The following is a 20,841-nucleotide window of genomic DNA, read 5'->3' on the forward strand; positions in this document are numbered from 1 at the left end:
GGTCACTCCTTCATCAGGGCGAGGCGGAAGCCGGGCTTGCCGGTCTTGAGCGTGCGTGCGGGCGCGAAGGCGCTCTTCAGCGACTCCGGCCAGGCGTTGAACTTGGTTTCCGAGACGCGATAGCTGATCTCGACGTACTCGGCCGGGTCCTCGCCGCCGTTGGCGATGCGGCGAACGACCTCGGCAAGGCGCCGCTGATCCCACTCGACCCGCTTGGGTAGGTCGGCAGTGACGCGCACGTGGCCGTCATCGAAATGCACGATGCCGGTGTCCTTGCCGGCGGCCAGGCGCAGGGCATGGGCGCGGTCGGCGTATTTCAGTTCGAGTGCCCGGTCGATGTGCTCGACGATGGCGCGGGCCACCGAGAGCAGATCGGCGGCATCGTTCTTCAGCTGGAACAGCGCCTCGCTTTGCAGCGCGGCCAGCTCGCCGGCCGGCGTGGCGAGAACCTGGTCGGGGGTGAGGCGGTTGCTCGCCCCGTCCATGGGGCTCGCCGCTACGCGGCCCGCTTCGCGGTCCAAATTCGTTCCCGACGAATTTGTCATGCCACACCTCCCGCGCCGACGCGCTCGGAGGTGCTCTTGCGCAGGCACTCCGCCTCGTAGGACTCGACGTCCTCGACGCGGTAGAGCACGCGGCCTTGGATCTTCAGAAAGACCGGCCCGATCCCTTCGGAGCGCCAGCGTTCCAAGGTGGCTTCGCTGACGCCCCAACGGTCGGCCAGTTGGCGTTGGTTGAGGTGTTTGATACTCACGTTTTTCTCCTTTCGGGTGATTGCGAAAACGTGAGGTCAGTGTCGGATTCGTGATGTGCGGGCGTCCGCCACCGCCATGTACGGGCGGATGTACGGGCGCGGCCGAAACGGGGAAATACGGGCCACAGAAAACAAAAAACCGCCCGAAGGCGGTCATGCGGAACAGCGACGGGAAGACGCTGGGGTCAGTCGAGCAGGAACCCGTACTTGCCCTTCTCGGGGTTGGCGATGTAGTCCTCCCACTCGGTGTTGCCGCTGAAGAGGTTCTGCATGCGCTGGCTGCGGGCGGTTTTCTTGTCCGGGTATGCGGCCCCCAAGATTTCGGCGGCTGGCAACAGCCAACGGTCGTTCATTGCCTGCTCGTACATGTAGCGGACGGCCGCCGCTTGGCGTTCGCCCTTGATCACCCAGGGCTTGTTGCTCTTGCTGCGGATGGTGAGCGTGTTGGTGTACTCGTCGAAGTGGACCGGTAGGAGCGGGCGAAGCATCCCGTCCGCAGGCGTCGCCAGGATGCGATGGAGCAGGTCCATGTCCACGGTGGGTGTTGTCACGTAGTCGACGAGTACCTGGCGCACCGCCGCGAATCGGTAGTTCCTGGGGGGACGCACGAACTCGGGCAATGGCTGTCCCGACGTCAGAATCAGGCCCTGGTCCGGCAGTGTCGGGAAATGCAAATGCCGGAAGACGTCGTCCACCGATTGCGCGAGCCCGCGAACGAACCACACCTCTGTATGTGCCAGGCCGATCCGCGCCTTGCCGAGATGCCACAGCACGCCGTCGATGGCGGGCGATTCGATTCCTTTGCGCATAGCCTGTGGAATGTCGAGCAGATCGGCAACGGTGCCGAGCAGGATGGCGGGGCGAACGGCGTAGACCGCTACGTCCACGGCATCGACGAATCTCAGCCGGAAGGATTCCGGGCAGCGATACCGGTATCGGGCCGGATCGTCGTCCTCCTCCAGTTCGACGGGGACGTGTTCGTCACGGCATGGCGCCGGGAAGGAGCCGGCGTAACCGACGCGTTCGAGCCACGCATCCCGCGCCTTGGGCGGCATCGACGTGATACGGGAGAGGTCCCAGCCGGGAACACCGCGCAGGACTTGGCCATCGACATCGGCGAGCGGCTGGCGAGAGCGCTCGAACAGGTCGAGCAGCTCAAGCAGCGACTTCGTCGAGAGGTGCTTCGACGACATCACCGATCTCCTTGACCAGCTTCCATTTGGCGAGCAATCGATCGCACAGCGCCCGGTCCTTCTCGCGCTTGGTCTTGATGTTGCACTTGTTGTCGTCGCGCAGAATGACGGAGATCGTTCGCGCCCGTTCCCGGCCGACCTTCTTCAGGCGAATGGACAATCTGGCGTAGGTCAATCGGTGGTGGCGGAAGTCGAAGGACGGCCCGATCAGCGACTTCGCAGCCGTGTGGATGTCGTCGGGGTCCTTCGCCCAGATCTTCACCAGCAGCGAACGGTGGTTCGAGTCCGTGTAACCGAGCTCAGCCACCTTGACCGAAGCGACATTCTCGCCTGTGAGGTCGAAGGCGCGCGGCGCCGCGAGGCTCTGGTAGTCGTACTGCTTGAGCGGGATCCTCTCGCCCGAGAAGGGAGACTGCAGCAGACAGTCCGCAGCGATACGCGCCAGCGCCTCGCGCCCGTCGGTCTCCCTGGACAGCACCTCCAGGTAGCCGTTGGCCGGCTCGTAGGTAATGTGGGAGGATACGGCGCGAACCACTTCCTGGGCCACCAACTCGCTCGCCTGCACGCAGTCGATGATCTCGGGCGGGCGGTTGTTGTGGACGCTGATCTGGTAGAGATCGACGTCCTCGCCGGTCTGCGAGTTCGGCCGCAGCCGCTTGAAGATCTGAATGGCGACGTCGTCCTTGGCGCAACCGAGCTGCCGCGCCACGTTCTCGTGGAACGCGTCCTTCGCCTTCTCGTCGGTCGCCATGACGAGAGCCTTCGGCGCGACGAAGCCCGAGTAGCACGTGACGCTCTGGCGGAACACGTCGGCCTGCCGGGCATCCAGCGCTTCCTTGAAGATCTCGGCGGCGTTCGCGTACAGCCACAAGGCACGTTCGTATTGGTCGCGCAAGGCATCGAAAGCTTCACGATCCGCATCATCGAAGATGCCGTCCCGGAATCCGTCGACGACATCCTGACCTGCACCGTCAGTCAACAGGATGATCTTCTCGGCGACCTCCTCGATCCTCTGCCGCTCCAGTACGGGCAAGGCGGCCAGCACAGCCTCCATGACTTGGCGATGTTCCGTCTTGGTCTTCTTCTTTTCGAGTTCTGGCATGACGAGCCCGAACTCCTCCGCCATGAAGGCGCGAAACAGCTCGGGCTTCAGGTGCCCGAGCAGCTTGGCCAAGTTTTCAGCATCGTTCATTCGTTCTTGTTCTCCCATGTGACGAAGAATCCTTTCCGGGCGTCAGTGCCGGCCGCTCAATCTTGCTTCGCGGTGAAGAGGGCGAGCCGCTTATTGATCTCGGCATTCGGCAGCCGTGTCCGCGGGTCGTCCAGCATGCCGCGCAGCGCCTTGGCGAGCGTGGGCTTGCGCACGATGCGGTGCTCGGCAAACCGGTCGATGACCCACAAGACGCCGTGCACCTCGAGGTGCTCTTCGTCGGCGAGGGCACGCATGCGCTTGTCACCCGTCAGCAACGGCCAGTCGTTCGTCACGGCCAGGGTGACGGCAAGGCAGTCGTGGAGGGTGAGCTTGGGCCGGGCCGTCTGATAAGTGACGGCCCGGGCCATGCCTTCCGCATCCAGGGACTCGACCCGCAGGCCCAACCCCTTGAGCTGCTCCCGATCGATCTCACCGAGATCGATGAGCTCGTCCTCGTACAGGGCGTCGGGTACCGCAAACTCGAACGGCAGCTTGAACAGCGCCTCCAGGAGGGACCACTTCGCCAGCTCAATCAGAATCGAGGCGTCGCTCACCAATACCCGCACGATAGGTCACTCCGCGGGCCCCGACATGATTCGGCTCACCTCGCCCGTGCTCTTGCGCAGCAGCTCTGCGGCTTTGGGAAGCGAGATGATGTCCTCAGCAAGGGCGCGGAGCACCAGGCGCTGGAAGCGCCGGGGTTCCTCGTTTTCCGGGAGCGGCTCGGGCTCGGCCTTGCGCCAGGTGCGGCCGATGCCGCGAAACACGGCCTGCAAGGTCCCCTCGGTGATGACGCCGAGATCGCGCAGCCGGACGATCAGGGCGGCGGCGCTGACGCCGTACATGCGCTTGATCTCGATGATCTCGGCATAGCCGAAGGCATGGCGGCGCTGCCCGACCTCGAACAGCAGGTCCTCCCGGGGCATCAAGAGGGCGCTGGCGAAGCGCTGGCACGCTTTCTCCTCGTCCAGGTCGCCGTCGATGGCCATCACCATATGGCCGAGCTCGTGAGCCAGGGTGAAGCGCCGGCGTTCCACCGATTTCGCCACCGAACCCACGATGACCGGTACCTTCTCCTGGCCCGGCCGCGCCACCCGGCAGGTCAGTCCGTCGACCGAGAGCGGGAAGTCGAGCTTGAGCACCTTGATGCCGTGCTCTTCGAGCAGCTCGGTAACGTTGGGGATCGCGTCGCCACCCAGGTTCCAGGCCTTGCGGACGCTCTCGGCGGCGGTCTCCGCATCATCGAGGTCGGAGACCTTGAAGGGAGCCCCTTCGGGCTTGTCCCACACATGGCTGCCGATCTCCAGCAGGTCTTCGACGAGCAGGTAGCGGTCGAGGCTGTCCAGGACGGCGGCTTCCACCATGGCGCGCTCCTGGGCCCGGGTCGCAGCGGTCTTGCGAAACTCCACCCCCTCGAGGCGGATCTCCGAGGGGCTGAACAGGTAGCTCAGCGGGACGCCGAGCGCCTTGGCGAGTTTCAGGGCGGTCGCCGAACCGGGCAGCATCTCGTTGCGCTCATAGCGGCCGATCGCCTGGGCACTGACCGCATGGTTGATGGCATCGGCCAGTCCCCGAAGGGACAGGCCGGAGCGCTTGCGGGCCAGTTTCAGTCTTTCGCCAAACATTGGGGAGCGTCCTCTTTTGTTTACAGTTTACGTATGAAGCTTTGTTTTGTAAACATCGCCAATTCTGTTCGCTTGGCGCAACCCGATCCCGCGAACTCCTTCGCACCAGCCCCCATCGGTTCGCACCGGCCCGAAACTCCCTGATGGCCTCGGTAGAGGCCTGACCGGACAATCTCGTCATCGAGCGAGTTGGACGTTCAGGACCGATACCGATGTGCACGATCAACCACCTTCCCCCCGACCGGATGACGCCGGAGCAGCGCCGGCAAGAGGTCGCGTCCTTGCTGGCGCGCGGCCTCGTCCGACTGCGCGACGCCGCGGTCGCGCAGTCCGCAGGTCACCCCACGGAGAGCGAGTTTGAGCTTGGCTTCTCCGGCCGGAAGCAGCCTCATAGCCACCCCGTCAACAACACTTTGGAGGAGGCTCCATGAAGGCAAGCACCGTCCCACCCACCCCGCCGAGCGTCGTCGCCCGGATCGCCGGGCTCCCGGATCTCTCGATAGAGGAAATGAGGGCGCTTTGGCGAGAACTCTTCGGCAGCGACAACCCGCCGCCCAATCGCCAGTTCATGGAGCGGCGGATCGCGTACAAGCTGCAAGAGATCGAGTTCCGCAAGGTCGATCCCAGCCTCTTGGAGCGCAACAAGCGGCGCATCAAGGCCCTGGTGGAGACCGGCAAGGCGCGCAAGCTCGATCGCGACATCCGGCTGATGCCCGGCACCGTGCTCACCCGGGAGTACCAGGGGATCGAGCACCGGGTGACGGTCGCCCAGGACGGACAGTATGAGTTCGAGGGCAGGCGCTACCCGAGCCTGTCCATGATCGCCCGCGAGATCACCGGCACCCGCTGGTCCGGGCCGCTCTTCTTCGGCGTGAAGGCACCGGCCAAGGCGAAGAATCCGAAGAAGCAGGGAGGTCGGCGATGAACGAAGCCCTGAAGCGCCGCCTGCGCTGCGCCGTCTACACTCGGAAGTCCACCGACGAGGGGCTCGACCAGGAGTACAACTCCATCGACGCCCAGCGTGACGCCGGCCACGCCTACATCGCCAGCCAGCGCGCGGAGGGCTGGATTCCGGTGGCCGACGACTACGACGATCCCGCCTTCTCCGGTGGCAACATGGACCGGCCGGCGCTCAAGCGGCTGCTGGCCGACATCGAGGCCGGCAGGATCGACATCGTGGTGGTCTACAAGATCGATCGCCTGACGCGATCGCTGACTGACTTCTCGCGAATGATCGACGTCTTCGAGCGCCACGGGGTCTCCTTCGTCTCGGTCACCCAGCAGTTCAACACCACCACCTCGATGGGGCGGTTGATGCTCAACATCCTGCTCTCCTTCGCGCAGTTCGAGCGCGAGGTTACCGGCGAGCGCATCCGCGACAAGATCGCCGCCAGCAAGCGCAAGGGCATGTGGATGGGTGGCGTGCCGCCGCTCGGCTACGACGTCGAGAACCGGCGGTTGGTGCCCAACGAGCGCGAGGCCAAGATCGTCCGCCACATCTTCCAGCGCTTCGTCGAGCTCGGGTCCTCGACCCTGCTCGTGAAGGAGCTGCGCCTCGACGGCGTGACCTCCAAGGCCTGGACTACCCAAGACGGGCGGGTGCGCGATGGCAAGCCCATCGACAAGAGCCTCGTCTACAAGATCCTCAACAACCGCGTCTACCTGGGCGAGATCCGCCATCGCGATCAGTGGTATCCGGGCGAACACCCGCCCGTCGTCGAGCGCAGGCTGTGGGATGCCGCCCAGGCGATCCTCGCGCAGAACTCGCGTGTGCGAGGCAACAACACCCGCGCCCGGGTGCCGTTCCTGCTCAAGGGGATCGTCGTGGGGATCGATGGCCGGGCGCTCACGCCCTGGTCCACGCGCAAGAAGAACGGACGTATCTACCGCTACTACCTGCCGACGCGGGAGAACAAGGAGCACGCCGGCGCCTCCGGGCTGCCGCGCCTGCCGGCCGGTGAACTGGAGGCCGCCGTGCTGGAGCAGATGCGCCGGGTGCTGCGCGCCCCGGCCATGGTCGCCGGGGTGGCCGAGCGCGCCGCCCGGCTCGACCCCTCCCTGGACGAGGCCCAGGTCACGGTGGCCATGACCCGGCTGGATGCGATTTGGGATCAGCTCTTCCCGGCCGAGCAGCAGCGCATCGTGCGGCTCCTCATCGACAAGGTGATCGTCTCGCCGGACGACATCGAGGTGCGGTTCCGGCCCAACGGCATCGAGGTGCTCGCCCTGGAGCTGCGCCCCGAGCCCGCCCCGGAAACCCTTGAGGAGGCCGTGGCATGACAAATTCGTCGGGAACGAATTTGGACAGCCGCAAGGCTGGTCCCGTAGGGACGGGCTCCAGGGATGGAGCCCGCAGCGAAATCTTGATCGACAAGACCGGCCAGCCAGAGGTGATCACCGCGAGCGACGGCAGCCTCACCGTGACCGTGCCGATCCGGATCAAGCGCCGCGGCAGCCGCAAGGCCGTGACGCTGCCGGACGGTGGTGCCGTGCAACCACGCCCCTGGGACGACACGCCGACACCGATCCAGCTCGCACTCGCCCGCGGCCACCGCTGGCTGGCGATGGTGGAGTCCGGCGAGGCGCGCACGCTATCCGAGGTGGCCGAACGCGAGGGGATGGATCGCGCCTATGTGAGTCGGATGGTGAACCTCACCACCCTGGCGCCGGACATCGTCGCCGCCATCCTCGACGAGACCCTGCCGCCGGAGGTGACCCTGTTCGATCTGGCGTCGGGGACGCCACTGCTATGGGACGAGCAGCGGCGAAGAATCCAAGCCTGATCTCGCGGATCCCCGATTCCCCGCCCCGGGTTGGGAGGGTGGCCGATTTCCCGTCCGAGTGTTGCGTCGTCGCATAGATGCGTTATCATGCAACTATGCATACGATCAACGTACAACCACACGAAATCTTTCAGGCCCTCGCCGACCCGACGAGGATCCGTATCGTCCGCCTGCTGGCCGAGACCGGCGAGGAGGCCTGCCTCTGCGAACTGGTGGACAGCCTGCTTGAGCCCCAGTACAAGCTGTCGCGCCATGTAAAGATTCTGCGTCAGGCTGGGCTGCTGTCCGCAGAGAAAGATGGGCGCTGGGTCTATCACCGCCTCGTGCGCGGCGTGCCTTACCTGGAATTGGCCTATGACATGCTGCGGGCGCTGCCCGACGTCGGCGGGCTCTTTGCCCAGGACTTGCACCGTTTTCGCGAGCGCATGTGTTTACGGGAAGGCGGGCGCTGTCGTATCGGCATCCAGACCGCATCGCTTGCGGCGGTGGAGGGCGAGTGATGGGCTGCGCCTGCGCCGCCGAGGCCCCGGTGGTCATGCCGCGACCCTGGCGCAACGCCAAGGTCGTCACCTCCGTATGCTCCGGGCTGTTGCTGCTCACCGGCTTCGTCGGCGGCTATCTCGGCCTGCCCGCCGGGTTCCAGGCAATTCTCTATATCGCCGCCGTACTCGTCGGCGGCTACTATTTCGGCCGCGAGGCGCTGGAGGAACTGGTCAAGGAGCGCGAGATCGGCATTGAGCTCCTCATGTCCACCGCCGCCATCGTCGCCGGGGTCATGGGGCAGTGGGCGGAGGCCGCGACGCTTGTGTTTCTCTACTCGATCTCCGAGGCGGCGGAAGGCTACACGGCGGAGCGCGCCCGGCACGCGATCCGCGCCCTCATGGACTTGGCCCCGAAGACCGCGCTCGTGCGGCGCGGAGACGAGGAGATACGGATCCCGGTCGAGCAGATCCGGGTGGGCGATGTCTTCATCGTGCTGCCGGGCGAGTCGGTCGCCACTGACGGCGAGGTGGTCGACGGTCATTCCAGCGTGAACCAGGCGCCGGTGACCGGCGAATCCGTGCCGGTCGAGAAACTGCCGGGCAGCCAGGTGTTCGCCGCCACCCTCAACGGCGAGGGCGCGCTCACGGTGCGCGCCGCCAAGACCTTCGCCGACAACACCCTCTCGCGCATCATCCATCTGGTGGAAGCCGCGCAGGCGAGCAAGGGCCGCAGTCAACGCTTCATCGAGCGCTTCGGCAAGCGCTACAGCCCCTCCGTCCTGGGCGTGGGCATCCTCATCGGCCTTTTGCCGCCGCTGTTCGGCCTGCCTTGGGAGGACTGGCTCACCCGCGCCACCGTGTTCATCGTCGCCGCCGCCCCTTGCGCCCTGGTGATCTCCGTCCCCATCACGCTGGTCGCCGCCATCGGCACCGCCGGCCGCAACGGCCTGTTGATCAAGGGCGGCGTGCATCTGGAGAACCTGGCCAAGGTGCGGGTGGTGGCCCTGGACAAGACCGGCACGCTCACCCTGGGCCGGCCGCAGGTCACGGATGTGATCCCGCTGGACGGGCAAAGCGAACGCGAGGTACTGGCCGCGGCCGCCGCCCTCGAACTGCGCTCGCAGCACCCCCTGGCGCAGGCCGTGCTGGAGCGGGCCAAGAGCGAGGGCATCGCGGTCAACCCGGCCCAAGATTTCCTGTCCCTCACCGGCGCGGGCGCCCGCGGCCGGATCGAAGGCGTCGACCACTATGTAGGAAACCCACGGCTCTTCGAGGGGCTGGGCGTTCCGGTGGCCGCCGCGATGCCCCGCATCGAAGCCTTGCAGCGGGAAGGCAAGACCGTGGTGCTGGTCGGCACCGATCGAGCCCTCGACGGCCTGATCGCCATCGCCGATCCGCTGCGGCCGGAGGCGGTCCGGGCCGTCGCCGAGCTCAAGCGCGCCGGCATCGAGCGGGTGGTCATGCTGACCGGCGACAATCCCTTGGCGGCGGAAGCGATCGCCAGGCAGGTGGGTGTGGACGAGGTGTTCGCCGAGCTTTCCCCGGAGGGCAAGACGCGCAAGGTCGCCGAGCTGGAGGCGCGCCACGGCAAGGTGGTGATGGTCGGCGATGGCGTGAACGACGCGCCCGCACTGGCGGCGGCCCACGTCGGCGTCGCCATGGGCGCGGCGGGCACCGACGTCGCGCTGGAGACGGCGGACGTGGCGCTGATGAGCGACAACCTCGCGCGGCTGCCCTATCTGATTTCCTTCAGCCGCCGAACCTGGCAGGTGATCCGGCAGAACCTCGCCCTGTCCGCGGTGGTGATCGGCGGCCTGATCGCGGGCGCGGTGGGCGGCTATTTCACCCTGCCGATCGCGGTGCTGGCGCACGAGATCAGCGAGTTCGTGGTGATCGGAAGCGGCCTGCGCATGCTGCGCCGCTGAACAGCAATTCCAACCCAAGGAGCGTTGTCATGGATATCAAGTACGGTTTCGGCAAGACGGTGGAGCTGACCTTCGATCAAGCGATCGAGCGCGTCACCCAGGCCCTGCAGGCCGAAGGCTTCGGCGTGCTGGCCGACATCGACGTCGCCGGCGCGATGAAGAAAAAGCTCAACCAGGACATGCCGCCCTACCGAATTCTCGGCGCATGCAATCCGCCGCTCGCGCATCGGGCCCTGACGGTGGAGCCGTCCATCGGGCTGCTCCTGCCCTGCAACGTGGTGGTGCGCCAGGATGATGCAGGCAAGGTGCATGTCGAGTTCATGGACCCCAACGCCGTGCTGGACCTGGTCGGCAAACCGGATATCACTCAGCTGGCCGGTGAGGTGAGGCAGCGGCTGCAGCGGGTGATGCAGGCGCTGTAGCCCCGGGCGAAAAGCGTCTTTCAGCCCGGGGCGAACGAGGAGCGTGGAGATGAGAACAACTCGACGAGGCATTTCAAGGCTAACGGCCGGTGCAGCCGTCGCGTTCTCGTTGCTCGTCTCATCCCTCGCTGTTGGCCTTGCCCGTGCGGAGGGGGCAACAAAATTGGCGCAAGACATGATGGGGCCGGGAATGATGGGCCCCATGCACAGGAACATGATGCAGCGGATGATGGGGGGCGCGCTGCCGCCCGGCATCGATCCCGCGCTGCTGCCCGAGCCGGATTCGGCAGGCGCGAGGATACTGTAGTATTACTGCGTGCAATGCCACAACCTGCCCGGCCCGGGCATGCACACCGCCGCCGGATGGCCGCGGGTGCTGGGCCGCATGAACATGCGCATGCGGATGATGGGCGGCATGATGGGTGGAATGATGGGGGTGGTGGCCCCGAGCAGGGTAGAACTGGACATCCTGCTCGACTATCTGCAGAAGCACGCCCAGGAACCGATCGACGCGGCCAAATACCCGGACCTGAACACGCAGGCGGGCCAGGCGTTCAGCACCTCCTGCGTGCAGTGCCACGCGCTGCCGGACCCGCGTCAGCACACCGCGCAGGAGTGGCCGGCGGTGGTCGGCCGGATGCGCGGGCACGAGGCGGCAATGGGAAAGTTCGTCCCGGACAAGACGACGACGGCCGAGATTATCGACTTCTTGCGGCGGCATGGCCGCACCCGGGAATGAAAGGCTAAGAAGATGATGATGGATTACGGCATGGGCTGGGGATGGGGATTCGGCTGGATCTGGATGATCCTGCTCTGGCTGGTGCCGGTACTGCTCGTGCTGGCCGCCATCAAGTATCTGTTGGGCGGCAGAAGCCGAACGGGCACGGGCGCTCGCCAGGGCGATGACCGGGCCTTGGCTATCCTTGAAGAAAAATACGCGCGGGGGGAAATCGATCGCGACGAGTTCTTGCAGAAGCGCGACGACTTGAAGGGGGGATAGGCCCCGGTCCAAGGACCGGGTTGTGCAATTTCCACCAGTAAAGGAGATGCAAATGAACACCAAGCAAAAACTCGTTGGCGCGCTTGCCGCGATGGCGCTTTTGGGAACCGTGGCCAGCGCTTCGGCTCAGCAAGGGCAACCGTACTACGGCTACGGCATGGGACCCGGCATGATGGGCGGATGGTGCCCGATGTGCGGCATGGGGCCGGGGATGATGGGCATGGGACCGGGCATGATGGGTCCCGGCATGATGGGCATGGGTCCCCGCGGGATGTGGGGGGATTGGGATGACTGGGACGACCGCTACATGGGCCGTGGCATGATGGGCCCTGGCATGATGGGCCCCGGAATGATGGGCCCCGGAATGATGGGCCCCGGAATGATGGGCGGATACGGCTATGGCCCGGCGCTCGACCTCACGGAGCAGCAGCAGGCCAAGATCGCACAGATCCAGGAGGACTTCCGCAAGAAGCAGTGGGACCTGGCGGCGAAGATGGATGCCGAGCAAGCCAAGCTCAACGAAATCTACTACTCCGGGAAGCGTGACCCCGCCGCGATCGACAACCAATACAAGAAGATTTACGACCTGCGACGGCAGATGATCCAGATCCAGGTCGATGCGCAGAATCGCATGGACGCGGTGCTCACCCCCGAGCAGAAGGAGCGGCTGCGCGGTTACTACGGCGGGCGGGGCGGGATGATGCGGTAGCCGGCCACAGCCGGCCACGTTAACGGTGACTGGGCCGTGCTCGAGCCGGTCGACGCCGACTACCGGCCGACTCTACCGGGCACGCCGTCGCACACGGTCCTGCTGAGTAATCTCGCCAGCCGGGTACAGCCGATCCTGCGCTACGACCTCGGGGACAGCATCCTGCAGCGGCCCGATCCCTGTCCCTGCGGCAATCCACTGCCCGCGATCCGCGTGCAGGGCCGCTCCGCCGATGTGCTCTCATTTACGACAGAACGCGGCGAGCGTGTCTTTATCCCTCCGCTGGCGTTGGAGCTTGACCATATCTCTGGCGTCGAGCTGTCGCAGATCGTGCAGACTGCACCGATGCGTCTGCGCGTGCGCCTGCGTCCCGCGCCCGGCGCCGACCCGGAGCGCATGTGGGGGAGGCTGTGCGTAGTGGGATCGCGTGCCTGCTCATCGAGCACCGGCTCGATCAGGTCGCGGTCGAGCGCGCCGAGGAGCCGCCTGCGCAATCCAGCGGCGGAAAGTACCGCACCGTCATTCCGCTACCTCCCGAGGGCGCCCCGACCACGCAGGGTTGAGGCTATGTCTGGTTTGGGTGAGCGATGCACTCATCCAACCGGTTGAACGGTCAGCACGTAACTTGTTGATATTGAATGGTGCCGTCGGCGCTCCCTGTTGACTTCGACCTTTCGCCGGGGAGCAGGGCCGGAGAGAAAAACGGCGCGGAGAGAGCGAAATGGGGCCCGAGGCAGGCGAGACGGCCGGGGAAGGAAGTCCGCAGGAATCCGCAGGAGTCCCCGCGAACGCGCGGGAGCGCGCAAGAAAAAAGGCCAACCGAGAACGGTTGACCTTTATATATTGGTGGCCAGGGGCGGAATCGAACCGTCGACACGCGGATTTTCAGTCCGCTGCTCTACCAACTGAGCTACCTGGCCGAAAGGCCGCCTATTAAAACGGCAGCGGCCCGGCAAGTCAAGGAATAATCGTGGCTTTTACCGGGTCGGCGGCACGTATCCTTCCGGCCGGGTGGAACCGCCGCTGAAGAAAAACTTCTCCATCTCCTGTTCCAGCATCTCGCGGTGCTTGGGGTTGATGGGCGACAGGCGGTATTCGTTGATCAGCATGGTCTGCTGGCGCAGCCACAGGCCCCAGGCCTCTTTCGAGACGTTGTCGAAGATACGCTTGCCCAGCTCGCCTGGATACGGCTGACGTTCGAGACCTTCCGCCTGCTTGCCCAGCTTGACGCATTGCACCATACGGCTCATCGCTTGTTCCTCATTCATCGCGGCCCAGCCGCGCCAATAACCTCTTGATCGGCGCGGGCAGGCCCAGTTGATCGCAAAGCTCGGTTTTATACCAGACTGCGCCGGCCGCTTCCATGACCGCGCTGTCGGCGGCCGCCACCTGCACATGACGCGGCGCTATGTCGAGGTGGAAGTGGCTGAAGGTGTGGCGCAGGCTTGGCCAGGCCGTTTCCTCCTGCGCGCCGAGGCCGCGGCGGCGGCACCATTGCGCCACCGACTCGTCCCCCAGCTCGGGCAGGGTCCACAGGCCGCCCCAGATGCCGCTCGGCGGGCGCTGCTCCAGCAACACCTCGCCGCGGTCATTTGTCACCAGCAGCAGGGTGGTCCGGCGTTCCGGCAGGGTCTTGCGCGGCCGCGGCGCCGGGTAGCGCAGCGGCTCGCCCGCGGCATGGGCGGCGCACGCCGCCGCCTGCGGGCAGTCGCCGCAGCGCGGCCGGCTGCGGGTGCACAGGGTCGCGCCGAGGTCCATGATGGCCTGGGTGTAGTGGGCCACCCGCTCCGCCGGCGTGTGCTCCTCCGCCTTCTGCCACAACAGGCGTTCCACCTCCGCCTCGCCCGGCCAGCCGCCGATGGCATGGTAGCGGGCGAGAACGCGGCGCACGTTGCCGTCGAGGATGGGATGGCGCTGATTGCGCGACAGGGCCAGGATGGCGCCGGCGGTGGAACGGCCGATGCCCGGCAGGGCCAGCACCTGTTCCAGTTCGGACGGAAACACGCCGCCATGTTGCGTAGCGATCTGCACCGCAGCGCGGTGCAGGTTGCGGGCACGGCTGTAGTAGCCGAGGCCGCTCCACAAGGCGAGGACTTCGTCGACGGAGGCGGCGGCCAAATCGCTGATTGCGGGAAAGCGCGCCATGAAGCGCTCGAAATAGGGAATGACCGTGGCCACCTGGGTCTGCTGCAGCATCACCTCCGACACCCACACCCGGTAGGGTGTGGGGTCGTGTTGCCAGGGCAGGTTCTTGCGGCCGTGGTCGTCGTACCAGGCGAGCAGGCGGGCGGCAAAACTCATCGCAACTTGAGGGCGTCCTTCAACTTCTGCTCGGCCGCCTCCCTGGCCTTTTTCTTCTCTTCTTCGAGCTTTTGCTGCGCCTTTTTCTTTTCCGCCGCCGCGGCCTCTTTCGCCTTCCGCTGCTCGGCGGCCAGGGCCTCCTGCACCTTCTTCTTCTCCGCCTCCAGCGCCTGCTTGGCCTTTTCGTCCAACAGGGCCCCCAGTTCGACGTTGAACTTGGGTTCGGTGAAGCTGCCGGTGATGCGCAGCGGCACGGTCAGCCCCTTCAAATCATCCAGCGCCTTGCCGCCCTGCCCCTCCAACGTGCCGACGATGGCGGCGCGCACCAGATAATCCAGCGCCTCGGTGGCGAGGTGCGCGGTGCCGCGGCCCTCGACACGGAACAGCGGCGAATTGGCCTTGAGATCGGTATTGGTCACCAGGCCGTCCTTGATGGTGACACTGCCGCTGATGGCGGCGAAATCGGTGCTGCGCACTTCATCCTTGGGCGCTGGCTGCTTTTGGTAAGCGGCGTAAGCGTTGCGGATCAACTGCGCGATATTGATGCCGTTGACGGCGCCGTCAGTGAAACTGAACGAGGCGTTACCATTGAGGCTCTTGCGCACATCCATCGGATCGACACCGCGCGCGGTGAGCCTGGCGCTGACGTTGGCGGTGCCGGTGACGTAATCCTTGCCCATGAAATCCTTGAGCAGGGGGCCGGCCTGCACGCCGGCCAGCTTTTCGTCCATGCCGATGAGCGGCACATTGCCGCGCACATCGAAGCTGAGATTGCCGTCGTAACCGCCACCGTACAGCTTGGCGCCCACCGGATACACACGCAGCAGGCCGTCTTTGGCCTTGACTGTGGCATGGATGTCGCTGGAACGCAGGTTCATCACCTTGAGTTTGCCGATGCGCGCGGTGCCTTCCACATCGAGGGCGCGCAACTGGGCGAGGGTCTCCGGCGGCAACTGCGTAGCGCCGGCGGCCGCCGCGGTGGCCGGTGTGGCGGGCACGGGCTGTTCCTTGGGCGGCGGCAGATAGCGATCCGCGTCCACTGTATCGAGGGTGAGATCATAACGCAGCGCCGGCTGCTGGAAATTGCGCACCGAGGCGGTGCCGGTCAGGGTCGAGTCGTCGAAGCGCAGCTGCAGTTTGCTCAGCGCCGCGTGATCGAGTCCGGCGGCAAAATCGAAACCGAGCGCGGCCTTGGTCAGTGCCGAGGGATCGGCCATCTCCGGCAGGGCGATGCCGAGGCTGGCGAGCAGGTCCTGCGGCACGAATTCATCCAGCTCGATGCGGCCGTTGAACTGCGGCGCATCGATGATCCGGCTGCCCTCCAGCTGCCCCTTGATGGCCAGTCCCAGGGCCTGGATGTTCAGCGTGCTGACCTTGACGGTCTGCTGGCCGAGCGACAGATCGAAGGCGGCATCCACCCGGGTACCCTGCAGTGATGCCGGCAGCATCCCCGGCGGCAATTGCGCCTGGAACGGTGCCAGCAGGGTGGTGGCATCGCTCACGGCGATCTGGAGGCTGCCCCTGGCGTCGGGCTGCGCAAGGATGTTGGCGGCGTCCACCTTGCCCTGCACGGTGACGCCCTGCGCCTCCAGCCTGAGGCCGGCGATGCCGGCGGTCTGCGCCTTGAGATCGGCCTGCACATCCGCCTGCAGGCGGGCACTGGCCTTGCCGCCGGGGATCAGCGCGCTCTGCACATCGGCGGCGAGGGTGGTGGTATCGAGGCGGTATTTCTGCCCCTGCAGATCCAGCGTGACATGACTGGCGAAGCGGAGGTGGCCGCGCAGCTGCGGCTGGCTGCTGTCCACGTCGAACTCCAGCGCGATATCGAAGGGCTCGTTGAGACGGATGGCGCTGATGGCCAGATTGAGGTGCTCGACGGCATAGCGTGCGCCGGCCTGGCGATCATCCCACACCACCTTCGCATCGCGCAGTTCCAGACCGCCGAGGGCCAGCGCAGCGAGGGCCGCGGCAGGCTCGGCCGGTGCCGCTGCGGTCGGCTTCTTCTCCGCCGGTGCTGCCGGCGCAGCGGCGGCGGCGCCGACCAGATCATCCCAGTTGCTGCTGCCGTCGGCGCGGCGGCCGAGATTCGCCTCCAGGCCGTGCAACACGATCTTTTCCATCTCCACTTCGCGGCGCAGCAAGGGCAACAGCTTCACGCGCACATCGGCCGTGCCGATGCGCGCGAACGGCGCCGGACCGAAACCCTCGGCATTGCTCAGCTGCATCGCACCAAGACGCACGCCCAGCCAGGGAAACAGCGACAGCTCGATCTCGCCCTCGATGGTCAATTCGCGGCCGGTATGCTCCTTCACCGCCGCGCTGATCTCGTCGCGGTAGTCGTTGGGGTCGATGACCAGCGGAATGATGATCGCGGCGGCGACCACCGTGACAACCAGGGCCGTCACCAGCCAGGCAATGATCTTGAGGGTCTTTTTCATCGGAAGGCGTCCTGATCCATGGGCGATATGCGCATCATCTTACACCGTAACACGATGCACTGCAGACACGGAAAGGCGCGGGGATGACGGGGAAATTGGAGCGGGTGAAGGGAATCGAACCCTCGTCATCTGGTTGGGAACCAGAAGCTCTACCATTGAGCTACACCCGCGACGGGCGGCCATCATACTACCCCCGCGCGGCACGCCTCAAGATAAAAGGGTGACAGGGTACGCGGCGCATCCCCCTCGCCTTGTCAGGGTGAGGAGGGCAGCAACCTGCTACAGGATATCCCACACCGATTTGTACTTGTCGAACGGATCGGCGGCGGCCTGGGGTTTCGCCTCCGATGGCGCGCGCCGCGCCTGGTTTTCCACGCAGCGGAACATCTGGAACACCGTGGAGAATTCCAGCGGCTCGAACAGGGAGATCGGTATCTCGCGCCCGCCCGAGGTCAGCAGCAGACGCTTGTTGGCGAGCCCGGTCATGCACGGCAGCACCACGCGCAACTGCTCCTGTGCGTGACCGAGGAGGCAATCGATGGGGGCGCTCTGCTGGCCCTCCTGCTCGACACGGATCGCCGCCGGCACCACATGCTGCTGCAACTGCTTGATGCCCAGCTCGATGCTGCCGTCGGCGGCCACATGCAGCCAGCGCACCATGCCCAGGCTCCAGTCACCGGTGTCTTCCGACGTACTGACCGCCACCAGGTCGCCGTCGCGCACGGCCCCCAGCCGCCCGGCGGGAAAACGCAGGCCGAACCCGCCGCTGCTGCGATTCACCAGATCACCGCGCACCAGGGTATAGCTCCTGGCCACCTCCACCTCAGACCAGGACTTGACCTGCTCCCGCGGCCGCACGGTGTACACCATGTCCCAGATGTCCGCCTCTTCGTCACGCTCGCCGACGAAACCGAGAGTGCGGGCGAAGGACTGTTTTTTATCCGCCTGGCCATCAAGAATGCGCAGCTCGGGAGATGCCGTAGCCGGTGCCTCTTCCGCCTGCGGCGTCGTGACCCCTGACAGCAGGGCATGAATCTCGCGCAGGCCCAGCACCACGTGCACCACACCGCGCGCCGTCTCGCGCGCATCGCTGCGCTGCGGCGGATGCAGCCAGGACGACAGCAACACGGTCGCCAGATCGCGCGGCAGGGTTGCGCCATCGGGCAGTGTGATATGTGCCGCGGCACGCTGCTGCCTCACCTGCCGCTCGATCTGCTCCAGCAGCGGCACCATGTGCAGCAGGCGCAGGCTGCGCACGTTGGGCTCGCGCTCCGGCAACAGCTTCCACAGCGGCCCCGGCGGCTGATCCTGATCGAGGTCTATGCAATAGGCTTCGTTGCACAACTGCGGATTGGCCGGCTGCACCAGCGTCAGCCCGGCGGTCCACTGCGCCATGTGGCGGCGAATCTCCTCCAGCTGGACAGGCTGCATGCGCTGCCGGGGCAGCATGGCGAGCAGCAGCAACTGCTTGTATTCGAAACCGAGGGTGGTGGACTCGCCACCGCCCAGGGGTGGCACGGTGACGTCCAGCAGATGGTTCTCCTCCAACAGGCGATAGGCGCTGTGGATGATCTGCCAGGCCCCGGCCGGGGGCGGCAGGTGCAGCTGGTAGCGGATGCAGAAGATACCGCTGAAATAACGCAGCATGCGGTGCAGGGCCGTGGTCCACACCCGTTCCCACTTGCGCTGGCGGAACCAGTGCAGGCTATCACTCTGCTGCATCACGATCTGGTAGCCGATGATCATCGCCGCCTGCAATTCGGTGGCCAGCTGCGCCACCCGCGCCGCCTTGGGGGCCAGGGGGAAGGGCTTGCCGCTGTAGTGCGGCTTGAGCGAGGCCAGTACCCCCTGCAGCGGCGGCGCCAGCTGTTCGAGAAAATCGAGACGATGATGGATATTGATGTCGAGGCGGTTGACCTCGTGCAGCGCGAGATAGAGCAGGCGTGCGGTTTCACCGACATGGCCCAGGGGCAGCTGCTCCAGCCAGGCACGCACCGCCTCGGGCCGGGTATCAAAGGCGCCGGGGCCAGGTTTGTTTTGCGGTGGGATGACGAGATTGAGCGTCGGATTCATGGGCCATTAACGGTGATGTATGCCTGACATCCCGTCATGTCCAGATGCATTCCTTTACCAGCCAGGATTGGAATGCCTGACATGCAAATGGTTCCGCGCGACTTTACCACAAATACAGCGTGGTTATAGCGTGTTCCACACCTCGCTGTAGCGATCGGCCTCGGCGGCGGCGGCCTCCGGTGCGGCGGCGCGGTGGCGCCAGGCCTCCTGTGCGGCGAGACCGGCCTGATGGGCATGGGCCGGCGTATCGAACAGGAAGGCGGCAAAGCCGCTGGAGGCATCCAGCCGTTCCTGCAACACGATGGCCGCGACGTGGCCGCGATAGCCCAGTTGCAGCACCTTGTGCTCGACACCGGGCAGGTTGGGCATGAACAGCGCCGTCTCGCCGGTGGCGGTGGTACCGAGCAGGCTGCCCAGCGGCGCGCTGTGTCCGCTCTCGACACCGACCATCACCTCGACCGGCAGGGCCTCCAGGGCCAGATGCTGCACGCCGAGAGAGACCGGCTTGCCCTCCACCGCCCGCAGCCAGCACACATAGCAGATCTCCCAGTGCGGCACCGTCTGACTGCGCAGGCCGACGATCTCACCTTCACGCAGCGGCTGCAGCGGCGCCGTCGTCAGCTCCAGACCATAACCGCTCTCGCTCTGATCCACCACGCGGGCGATCACTGGCTGCGGCGGCGCGGTCGGCATCGTGTTATGGACCCACGCCCGCCCATTGTCGTTGCCGTCGGTTCGCGTCAGATCCAGGGTTTCGGGCAGCGTCGGCAGCTTGCCGCCCAGCGCCTGATACAACGCACCGACACCCACCAGCAGTTGCATTTCCTGGCCGCGGCCGCGCCGCCGCTCGGCATGGCGACCGCGCGCACCGCTCCAGGCATTGCGCAGAGTTTCGATGCTGTCGCGCGTCAGCCCGGCAGGAAAGGCGACCGATGGGTCCATCAGCAGATGCTCCAGTTGCTCTATCAGCGGACGGGTGTTGAGCACGGTGTACTTGCCGCGCCGCCCCATCGCGGCGGTGAAGTCCATGGGCAGTTCGGTGGGCGGGCTGTCGCTGTCGATGCGCACCCAGAAGCCGTATTCCACCGAGGTGGGGTCGAGCCGGATCAGCGGCAGCCATTGCTGCAGATGCCGTCCGAGGGCGTGCCACTGCTCGATGCTGATGCGCGAGGGCGGCACCAGTGCGCACAGCAGCACACGCTTGTACTCCTCCAGCACCGTCGTGGTGCTGTCCGTGCCGGCCAGGGGCGGTACCGGCCAGCGCATGCGCCCGGCCTTGCCCTCATGGCGGAAGATGCGATGCACCGTGCGCCACACGCCGCGCGGATAGGGCAGGTGCTGCCACTGATAATCGATCAGGATGTTGCCCAGATAGTGCAGCATGCGGTGGGCGGCGAGCGCCTTGCGCGGCTTGCGTCCCCACGGCTTGTACCACGGCTGGTGACGCACGCCCTCCAGCACCAGGCGATAGCCGATCACCAGCTCCACCTGCAGGTCGACGGCGAGGCGCGCCACCTGCTGCGCCTTTTCCGGCAGGGGAAATGGCTGGCCGAAGTAATGATGCTGTAGTGCCGGCAGCACCAGTGCCAGCGGTTCGGCCAGCCGCTCCAGAAAGGCCAGCCGCTGACTGGGTGTCACCTGGGTGCGGTTCACCTCGTACAAGGCCATGAAGATCTCGCGGCAACTTTCGCCGATGCTGCCCATGGGCAACTGCGCGAACCAGCGGTCGAGGGCGGTCGGCCGGGTATCGAACGAGTCCGCCGTCGCTCTGCGCAATACGGGAAGATCAAACAGGAGACGGGGCTTCATGGTGGCGGCGGCTCAGCGATGAGATATCGGCATACGATAGCGCGGCGCGGGGACAGGCGCCAAGAACGCTAAGGAAGGTCTGAATAAGTCCATCCTGGACTTCTCAGACCACGCCAAGCGAAACGTGTGATTTTC

22 protein-coding genes, 2 tRNA genes and 1 pseudogene are annotated in these 20,841 nt (G+C 65.8%); 12 read left to right on the forward strand and 13 right to left on the reverse strand.

Annotated features, from left to right (window positions below):
- Positions 1–2 precede the first annotated feature (2 nt).
- The 6 genes from EP379_RS14890 to EP379_RS14915 all read right to left on the reverse strand — a co-directional run bounded on the left by EP379_RS14890 (position 3) and on the right by EP379_RS14915 (position 4,764).
- On the reverse strand, positions 3–485 hold the full coding sequence (locus EP379_RS14890) for a hypothetical protein (protein WP_127478529.1): 483 nt from the start codon (positions 483–485) through the stop codon (positions 3–5).
- A gap of 56 nt (positions 486–541) precedes the next feature.
- On the reverse strand, positions 542–754 hold the full coding sequence (locus EP379_RS14895; protein WP_024892258.1) for a helix-turn-helix transcriptional regulator: 213 nt from the start codon (positions 752–754) through the stop codon (positions 542–544).
- Positions 755–939: 185 nt separating this feature from the next.
- Positions 940–1,947, reverse strand: coding sequence for a hypothetical protein (locus EP379_RS14900; protein WP_127478530.1), 1,008 nt, complete (start codon positions 1,945–1,947; stop codon positions 940–942).
- Positions 1,910–3,157 (reverse strand): hypothetical protein, encoded by a 1,248-nt coding sequence (locus EP379_RS14905; RefSeq protein ID WP_197722814.1) that lies wholly within the window; start codon positions 3,155–3,157, stop codon positions 1,910–1,912. Before EP379_RS14905 ends, EP379_RS14900 begins: the two co-directional genes overlap by 38 nt.
- A gap of 38 nt (positions 3,158–3,195) precedes the next feature.
- Positions 3,196–3,705: a PIN domain-containing protein gene (locus tag EP379_RS14910; RefSeq protein WP_024892255.1), complete on the reverse strand. Its 510-nt coding sequence runs from the start codon at positions 3,703–3,705 to the stop codon at positions 3,196–3,198.
- Positions 3,706–3,711: 6 nt separating this feature from the next.
- Positions 3,712–4,764 carry a helix-turn-helix domain-containing protein gene (locus EP379_RS14915; RefSeq protein ID WP_127478531.1) on the reverse strand — a complete coding sequence of 351 codons (1,053 nt, stop codon included), beginning with the start codon at positions 4,762–4,764 and terminating at the stop codon, positions 3,712–3,714.
- A 212-nt stretch (positions 4,765–4,976) separates the two neighbouring features.
- Between EP379_RS14915 and EP379_RS14920 the strand changes: the two genes are divergently transcribed.
- The 12 genes and pseudogenes from EP379_RS14920 to EP379_RS17075 all read left to right on the forward strand — a co-directional run.
- A complete protein-coding gene (locus EP379_RS14920; protein ID WP_127478532.1) occupies positions 4,977–5,195 on the forward strand; it encodes a helix-turn-helix domain-containing protein in 219 nt (72 codons plus the stop codon).
- Positions 5,192–5,689: a DUF2924 domain-containing protein gene (locus tag EP379_RS14925; RefSeq protein ID WP_127478533.1), complete on the forward strand. Its 498-nt coding sequence runs from the start codon at positions 5,192–5,194 to the stop codon at positions 5,687–5,689. Before EP379_RS14920 ends, EP379_RS14925 begins: the two co-directional genes overlap by 4 nt.
- Complete coding sequence (locus tag EP379_RS14930; protein WP_072755419.1) at positions 5,686–7,044, forward strand: recombinase family protein; 1,359 nt, start codon at positions 5,686–5,688, stop codon at positions 7,042–7,044. The genes EP379_RS14925 and EP379_RS14930 overlap by 4 nt, the downstream gene beginning before the upstream one ends.
- Positions 7,041–7,547: a hypothetical protein gene (locus EP379_RS14935; RefSeq protein ID WP_197722815.1), complete on the forward strand. Its 507-nt coding sequence runs from the start codon at positions 7,041–7,043 to the stop codon at positions 7,545–7,547. Before EP379_RS14930 ends, EP379_RS14935 begins: the two co-directional genes overlap by 4 nt.
- A gap of 95 nt (positions 7,548–7,642) precedes the next feature.
- Positions 7,643–8,047 (forward strand): ArsR/SmtB family transcription factor, encoded by a 405-nt coding sequence (locus tag EP379_RS14940; protein WP_055423764.1) that lies wholly within the window; start codon positions 7,643–7,645, stop codon positions 8,045–8,047.
- On the forward strand, positions 8,047–9,954 hold the full coding sequence (locus EP379_RS14945) for a heavy metal translocating P-type ATPase (RefSeq protein WP_127478534.1): 1,908 nt from the start codon (positions 8,047–8,049) through the stop codon (positions 9,952–9,954). The genes EP379_RS14940 and EP379_RS14945 overlap by 1 nt, the downstream gene beginning before the upstream one ends.
- Before the next feature lie 29 nt (positions 9,955–9,983).
- A complete protein-coding gene (locus EP379_RS14950) occupies positions 9,984–10,376 on the forward strand; it encodes a DUF302 domain-containing protein (RefSeq protein WP_127478535.1) in 393 nt (130 codons plus the stop codon).
- A gap of 163 nt (positions 10,377–10,539) precedes the next feature.
- The gene (locus tag EP379_RS16435) at positions 10,540–10,683 is read left to right on the forward strand and encodes a hypothetical protein (protein ID WP_172600509.1); all 144 of its coding nucleotides are present in this window, start codon (positions 10,540–10,542) and stop codon (positions 10,681–10,683) included.
- 78 nt (positions 10,684–10,761) lie between these two features.
- Positions 10,762–11,115, forward strand: coding sequence for a hypothetical protein (locus EP379_RS14955; RefSeq protein ID WP_127478536.1), 354 nt, complete (start codon positions 10,762–10,764; stop codon positions 11,113–11,115).
- Between the two features lie 12 nt (positions 11,116–11,127).
- Positions 11,128–11,376, forward strand: coding sequence for an SHOCT domain-containing protein (locus EP379_RS14960; protein WP_055423768.1), 249 nt, complete (start codon positions 11,128–11,130; stop codon positions 11,374–11,376).
- A 52-nt stretch (positions 11,377–11,428) separates the two neighbouring features.
- Complete coding sequence (locus EP379_RS14965) at positions 11,429–12,085, forward strand: Spy/CpxP family protein refolding chaperone (protein WP_127478537.1); 657 nt, start codon at positions 11,429–11,431, stop codon at positions 12,083–12,085.
- A 15-nt stretch (positions 12,086–12,100) separates the two neighbouring features.
- Positions 12,101–12,648 (forward strand): annotated as a pseudogene (locus EP379_RS17075) (phenylacetate--CoA ligase family protein); the annotation flags it as partial.
- Positions 12,649–12,929: 281 nt separating this feature from the next.
- Here the strand turns inward: EP379_RS17075 and EP379_RS14970 are convergent.
- The 7 genes from EP379_RS14970 to EP379_RS15000 all read right to left on the reverse strand — a co-directional run bounded on the left by EP379_RS14970 (position 12,930) and on the right by EP379_RS15000 (position 20,706).
- Positions 12,930–13,005 (reverse strand) — tRNA-Phe (locus EP379_RS14970).
- 57 nt (positions 13,006–13,062) lie between these two features.
- A complete protein-coding gene (locus EP379_RS14975) occupies positions 13,063–13,335 on the reverse strand; it encodes an oxidative damage protection protein (protein ID WP_127478538.1) in 273 nt (90 codons plus the stop codon).
- Between the two features lie 10 nt (positions 13,336–13,345).
- Positions 13,346–14,386: an A/G-specific adenine glycosylase gene (gene mutY / locus EP379_RS14980; RefSeq protein ID WP_127478539.1), complete on the reverse strand. Its 1,041-nt coding sequence runs from the start codon at positions 14,384–14,386 to the stop codon at positions 13,346–13,348.
- Positions 14,383–16,824: an AsmA family protein gene (locus EP379_RS14985; protein ID WP_127478540.1), complete on the reverse strand. Its 2,442-nt coding sequence runs from the start codon at positions 16,822–16,824 to the stop codon at positions 14,383–14,385. The genes mutY and EP379_RS14985 overlap by 4 nt, the downstream gene beginning before the upstream one ends.
- A gap of 96 nt (positions 16,825–16,920) precedes the next feature.
- Positions 16,921–16,994, reverse strand: a tRNA-Gly gene (locus EP379_RS14990).
- 109 nt (positions 16,995–17,103) lie between these two features.
- Positions 17,104–18,897, reverse strand: a complete 1,794-nt coding sequence (locus tag EP379_RS14995; RefSeq protein ID WP_127478541.1) for a hypothetical protein — start codon at positions 18,895–18,897, stop codon at positions 17,104–17,106.
- Positions 18,898–19,020: 123 nt separating this feature from the next.
- Complete coding sequence (locus tag EP379_RS15000; protein ID WP_127478542.1) at positions 19,021–20,706, reverse strand: hypothetical protein; 1,686 nt, start codon at positions 20,704–20,706, stop codon at positions 19,021–19,023.
- Between the last annotated feature and the right edge of the window lie 135 nt (positions 20,707–20,841).

Origin of the sequence: Sulfurivermis fontis (assembly GCF_004001245.1) — a bacterium.
GTDB classification, from domain to species: domain Bacteria; phylum Pseudomonadota; class Gammaproteobacteria; order Thiohalomonadales; family Thiohalomonadaceae; genus Sulfurivermis; species Sulfurivermis fontis.

What these genes read in the sequence shown, in the direction of transcription:
- EP379_RS14935 (WP_197722815.1), top strand. Translation starts at nt 7,041, where the DNA reads ATGACAAATTCGTCGGGAACGAATTTGGACAGCCGCAAGGCTGGTCCC.
- EP379_RS14955 (WP_127478536.1), top strand. Translation starts at nt 10,762, where the DNA reads ATGAACATGCGCATGCGGATGATGGGCGGCATGATGGGTGGAATGATG.
- EP379_RS15000 (WP_127478542.1), bottom strand. Translation starts at nt 20,706, where the DNA reads ATGAAGCCCCGTCTCCTGTTTGATCTTCCCGTATTGCGCAGAGCGACG.
- EP379_RS14920 (WP_127478532.1), top strand. Translation starts at nt 4,977, where the DNA reads ATGTGCACGATCAACCACCTTCCCCCCGACCGGATGACGCCGGAGCAG.
- EP379_RS14905 (WP_197722814.1), bottom strand. Translation starts at nt 3,157, where the DNA reads ATGGGAGAACAAGAACGAATGAACGATGCTGAAAACTTGGCCAAGCTG.
- EP379_RS14925 (WP_127478533.1), top strand. Translation starts at nt 5,192, where the DNA reads ATGAAGGCAAGCACCGTCCCACCCACCCCGCCGAGCGTCGTCGCCCGG.
- EP379_RS14995 (WP_127478541.1), bottom strand. Translation starts at nt 18,897, where the DNA reads ATGAATCCGACGCTCAATCTCGTCATCCCACCGCAAAACAAACCTGGC.
- EP379_RS14975 (WP_127478538.1), bottom strand. Translation starts at nt 13,335, where the DNA reads ATGAGCCGTATGGTGCAATGCGTCAAGCTGGGCAAGCAGGCGGAAGGT.
- EP379_RS14945 (WP_127478534.1), top strand. Translation starts at nt 8,047, where the DNA reads ATGGGCTGCGCCTGCGCCGCCGAGGCCCCGGTGGTCATGCCGCGACCC.
- EP379_RS14915 (WP_127478531.1), bottom strand. Translation starts at nt 4,764, where the DNA reads ATGTTTGGCGAAAGACTGAAACTGGCCCGCAAGCGCTCCGGCCTGTCC.
- EP379_RS14930 (WP_072755419.1), top strand. Translation starts at nt 5,686, where the DNA reads ATGAACGAAGCCCTGAAGCGCCGCCTGCGCTGCGCCGTCTACACTCGG.
- EP379_RS14950 (WP_127478535.1), top strand. Translation starts at nt 9,984, where the DNA reads ATGGATATCAAGTACGGTTTCGGCAAGACGGTGGAGCTGACCTTCGAT.
- EP379_RS14985 (WP_127478540.1), bottom strand. Translation starts at nt 16,824, where the DNA reads ATGAAAAAGACCCTCAAGATCATTGCCTGGCTGGTGACGGCCCTGGTT.
- EP379_RS14940 (WP_055423764.1), top strand. Translation starts at nt 7,643, where the DNA reads ATGCATACGATCAACGTACAACCACACGAAATCTTTCAGGCCCTCGCC.
- EP379_RS14890 (WP_127478529.1), bottom strand. Translation starts at nt 485, where the DNA reads ATGGACGGGGCGAGCAACCGCCTCACCCCCGACCAGGTTCTCGCCACG.
- EP379_RS14965 (WP_127478537.1), top strand. Translation starts at nt 11,429, where the DNA reads ATGAACACCAAGCAAAAACTCGTTGGCGCGCTTGCCGCGATGGCGCTT.
- EP379_RS14900 (WP_127478530.1), bottom strand. Translation starts at nt 1,947, where the DNA reads ATGTCGTCGAAGCACCTCTCGACGAAGTCGCTGCTTGAGCTGCTCGAC.
- mutY (WP_127478539.1), bottom strand. Translation starts at nt 14,386, where the DNA reads ATGAGTTTTGCCGCCCGCCTGCTCGCCTGGTACGACGACCACGGCCGC.
- EP379_RS14960 (WP_055423768.1), top strand. Translation starts at nt 11,128, where the DNA reads ATGATGATGGATTACGGCATGGGCTGGGGATGGGGATTCGGCTGGATC.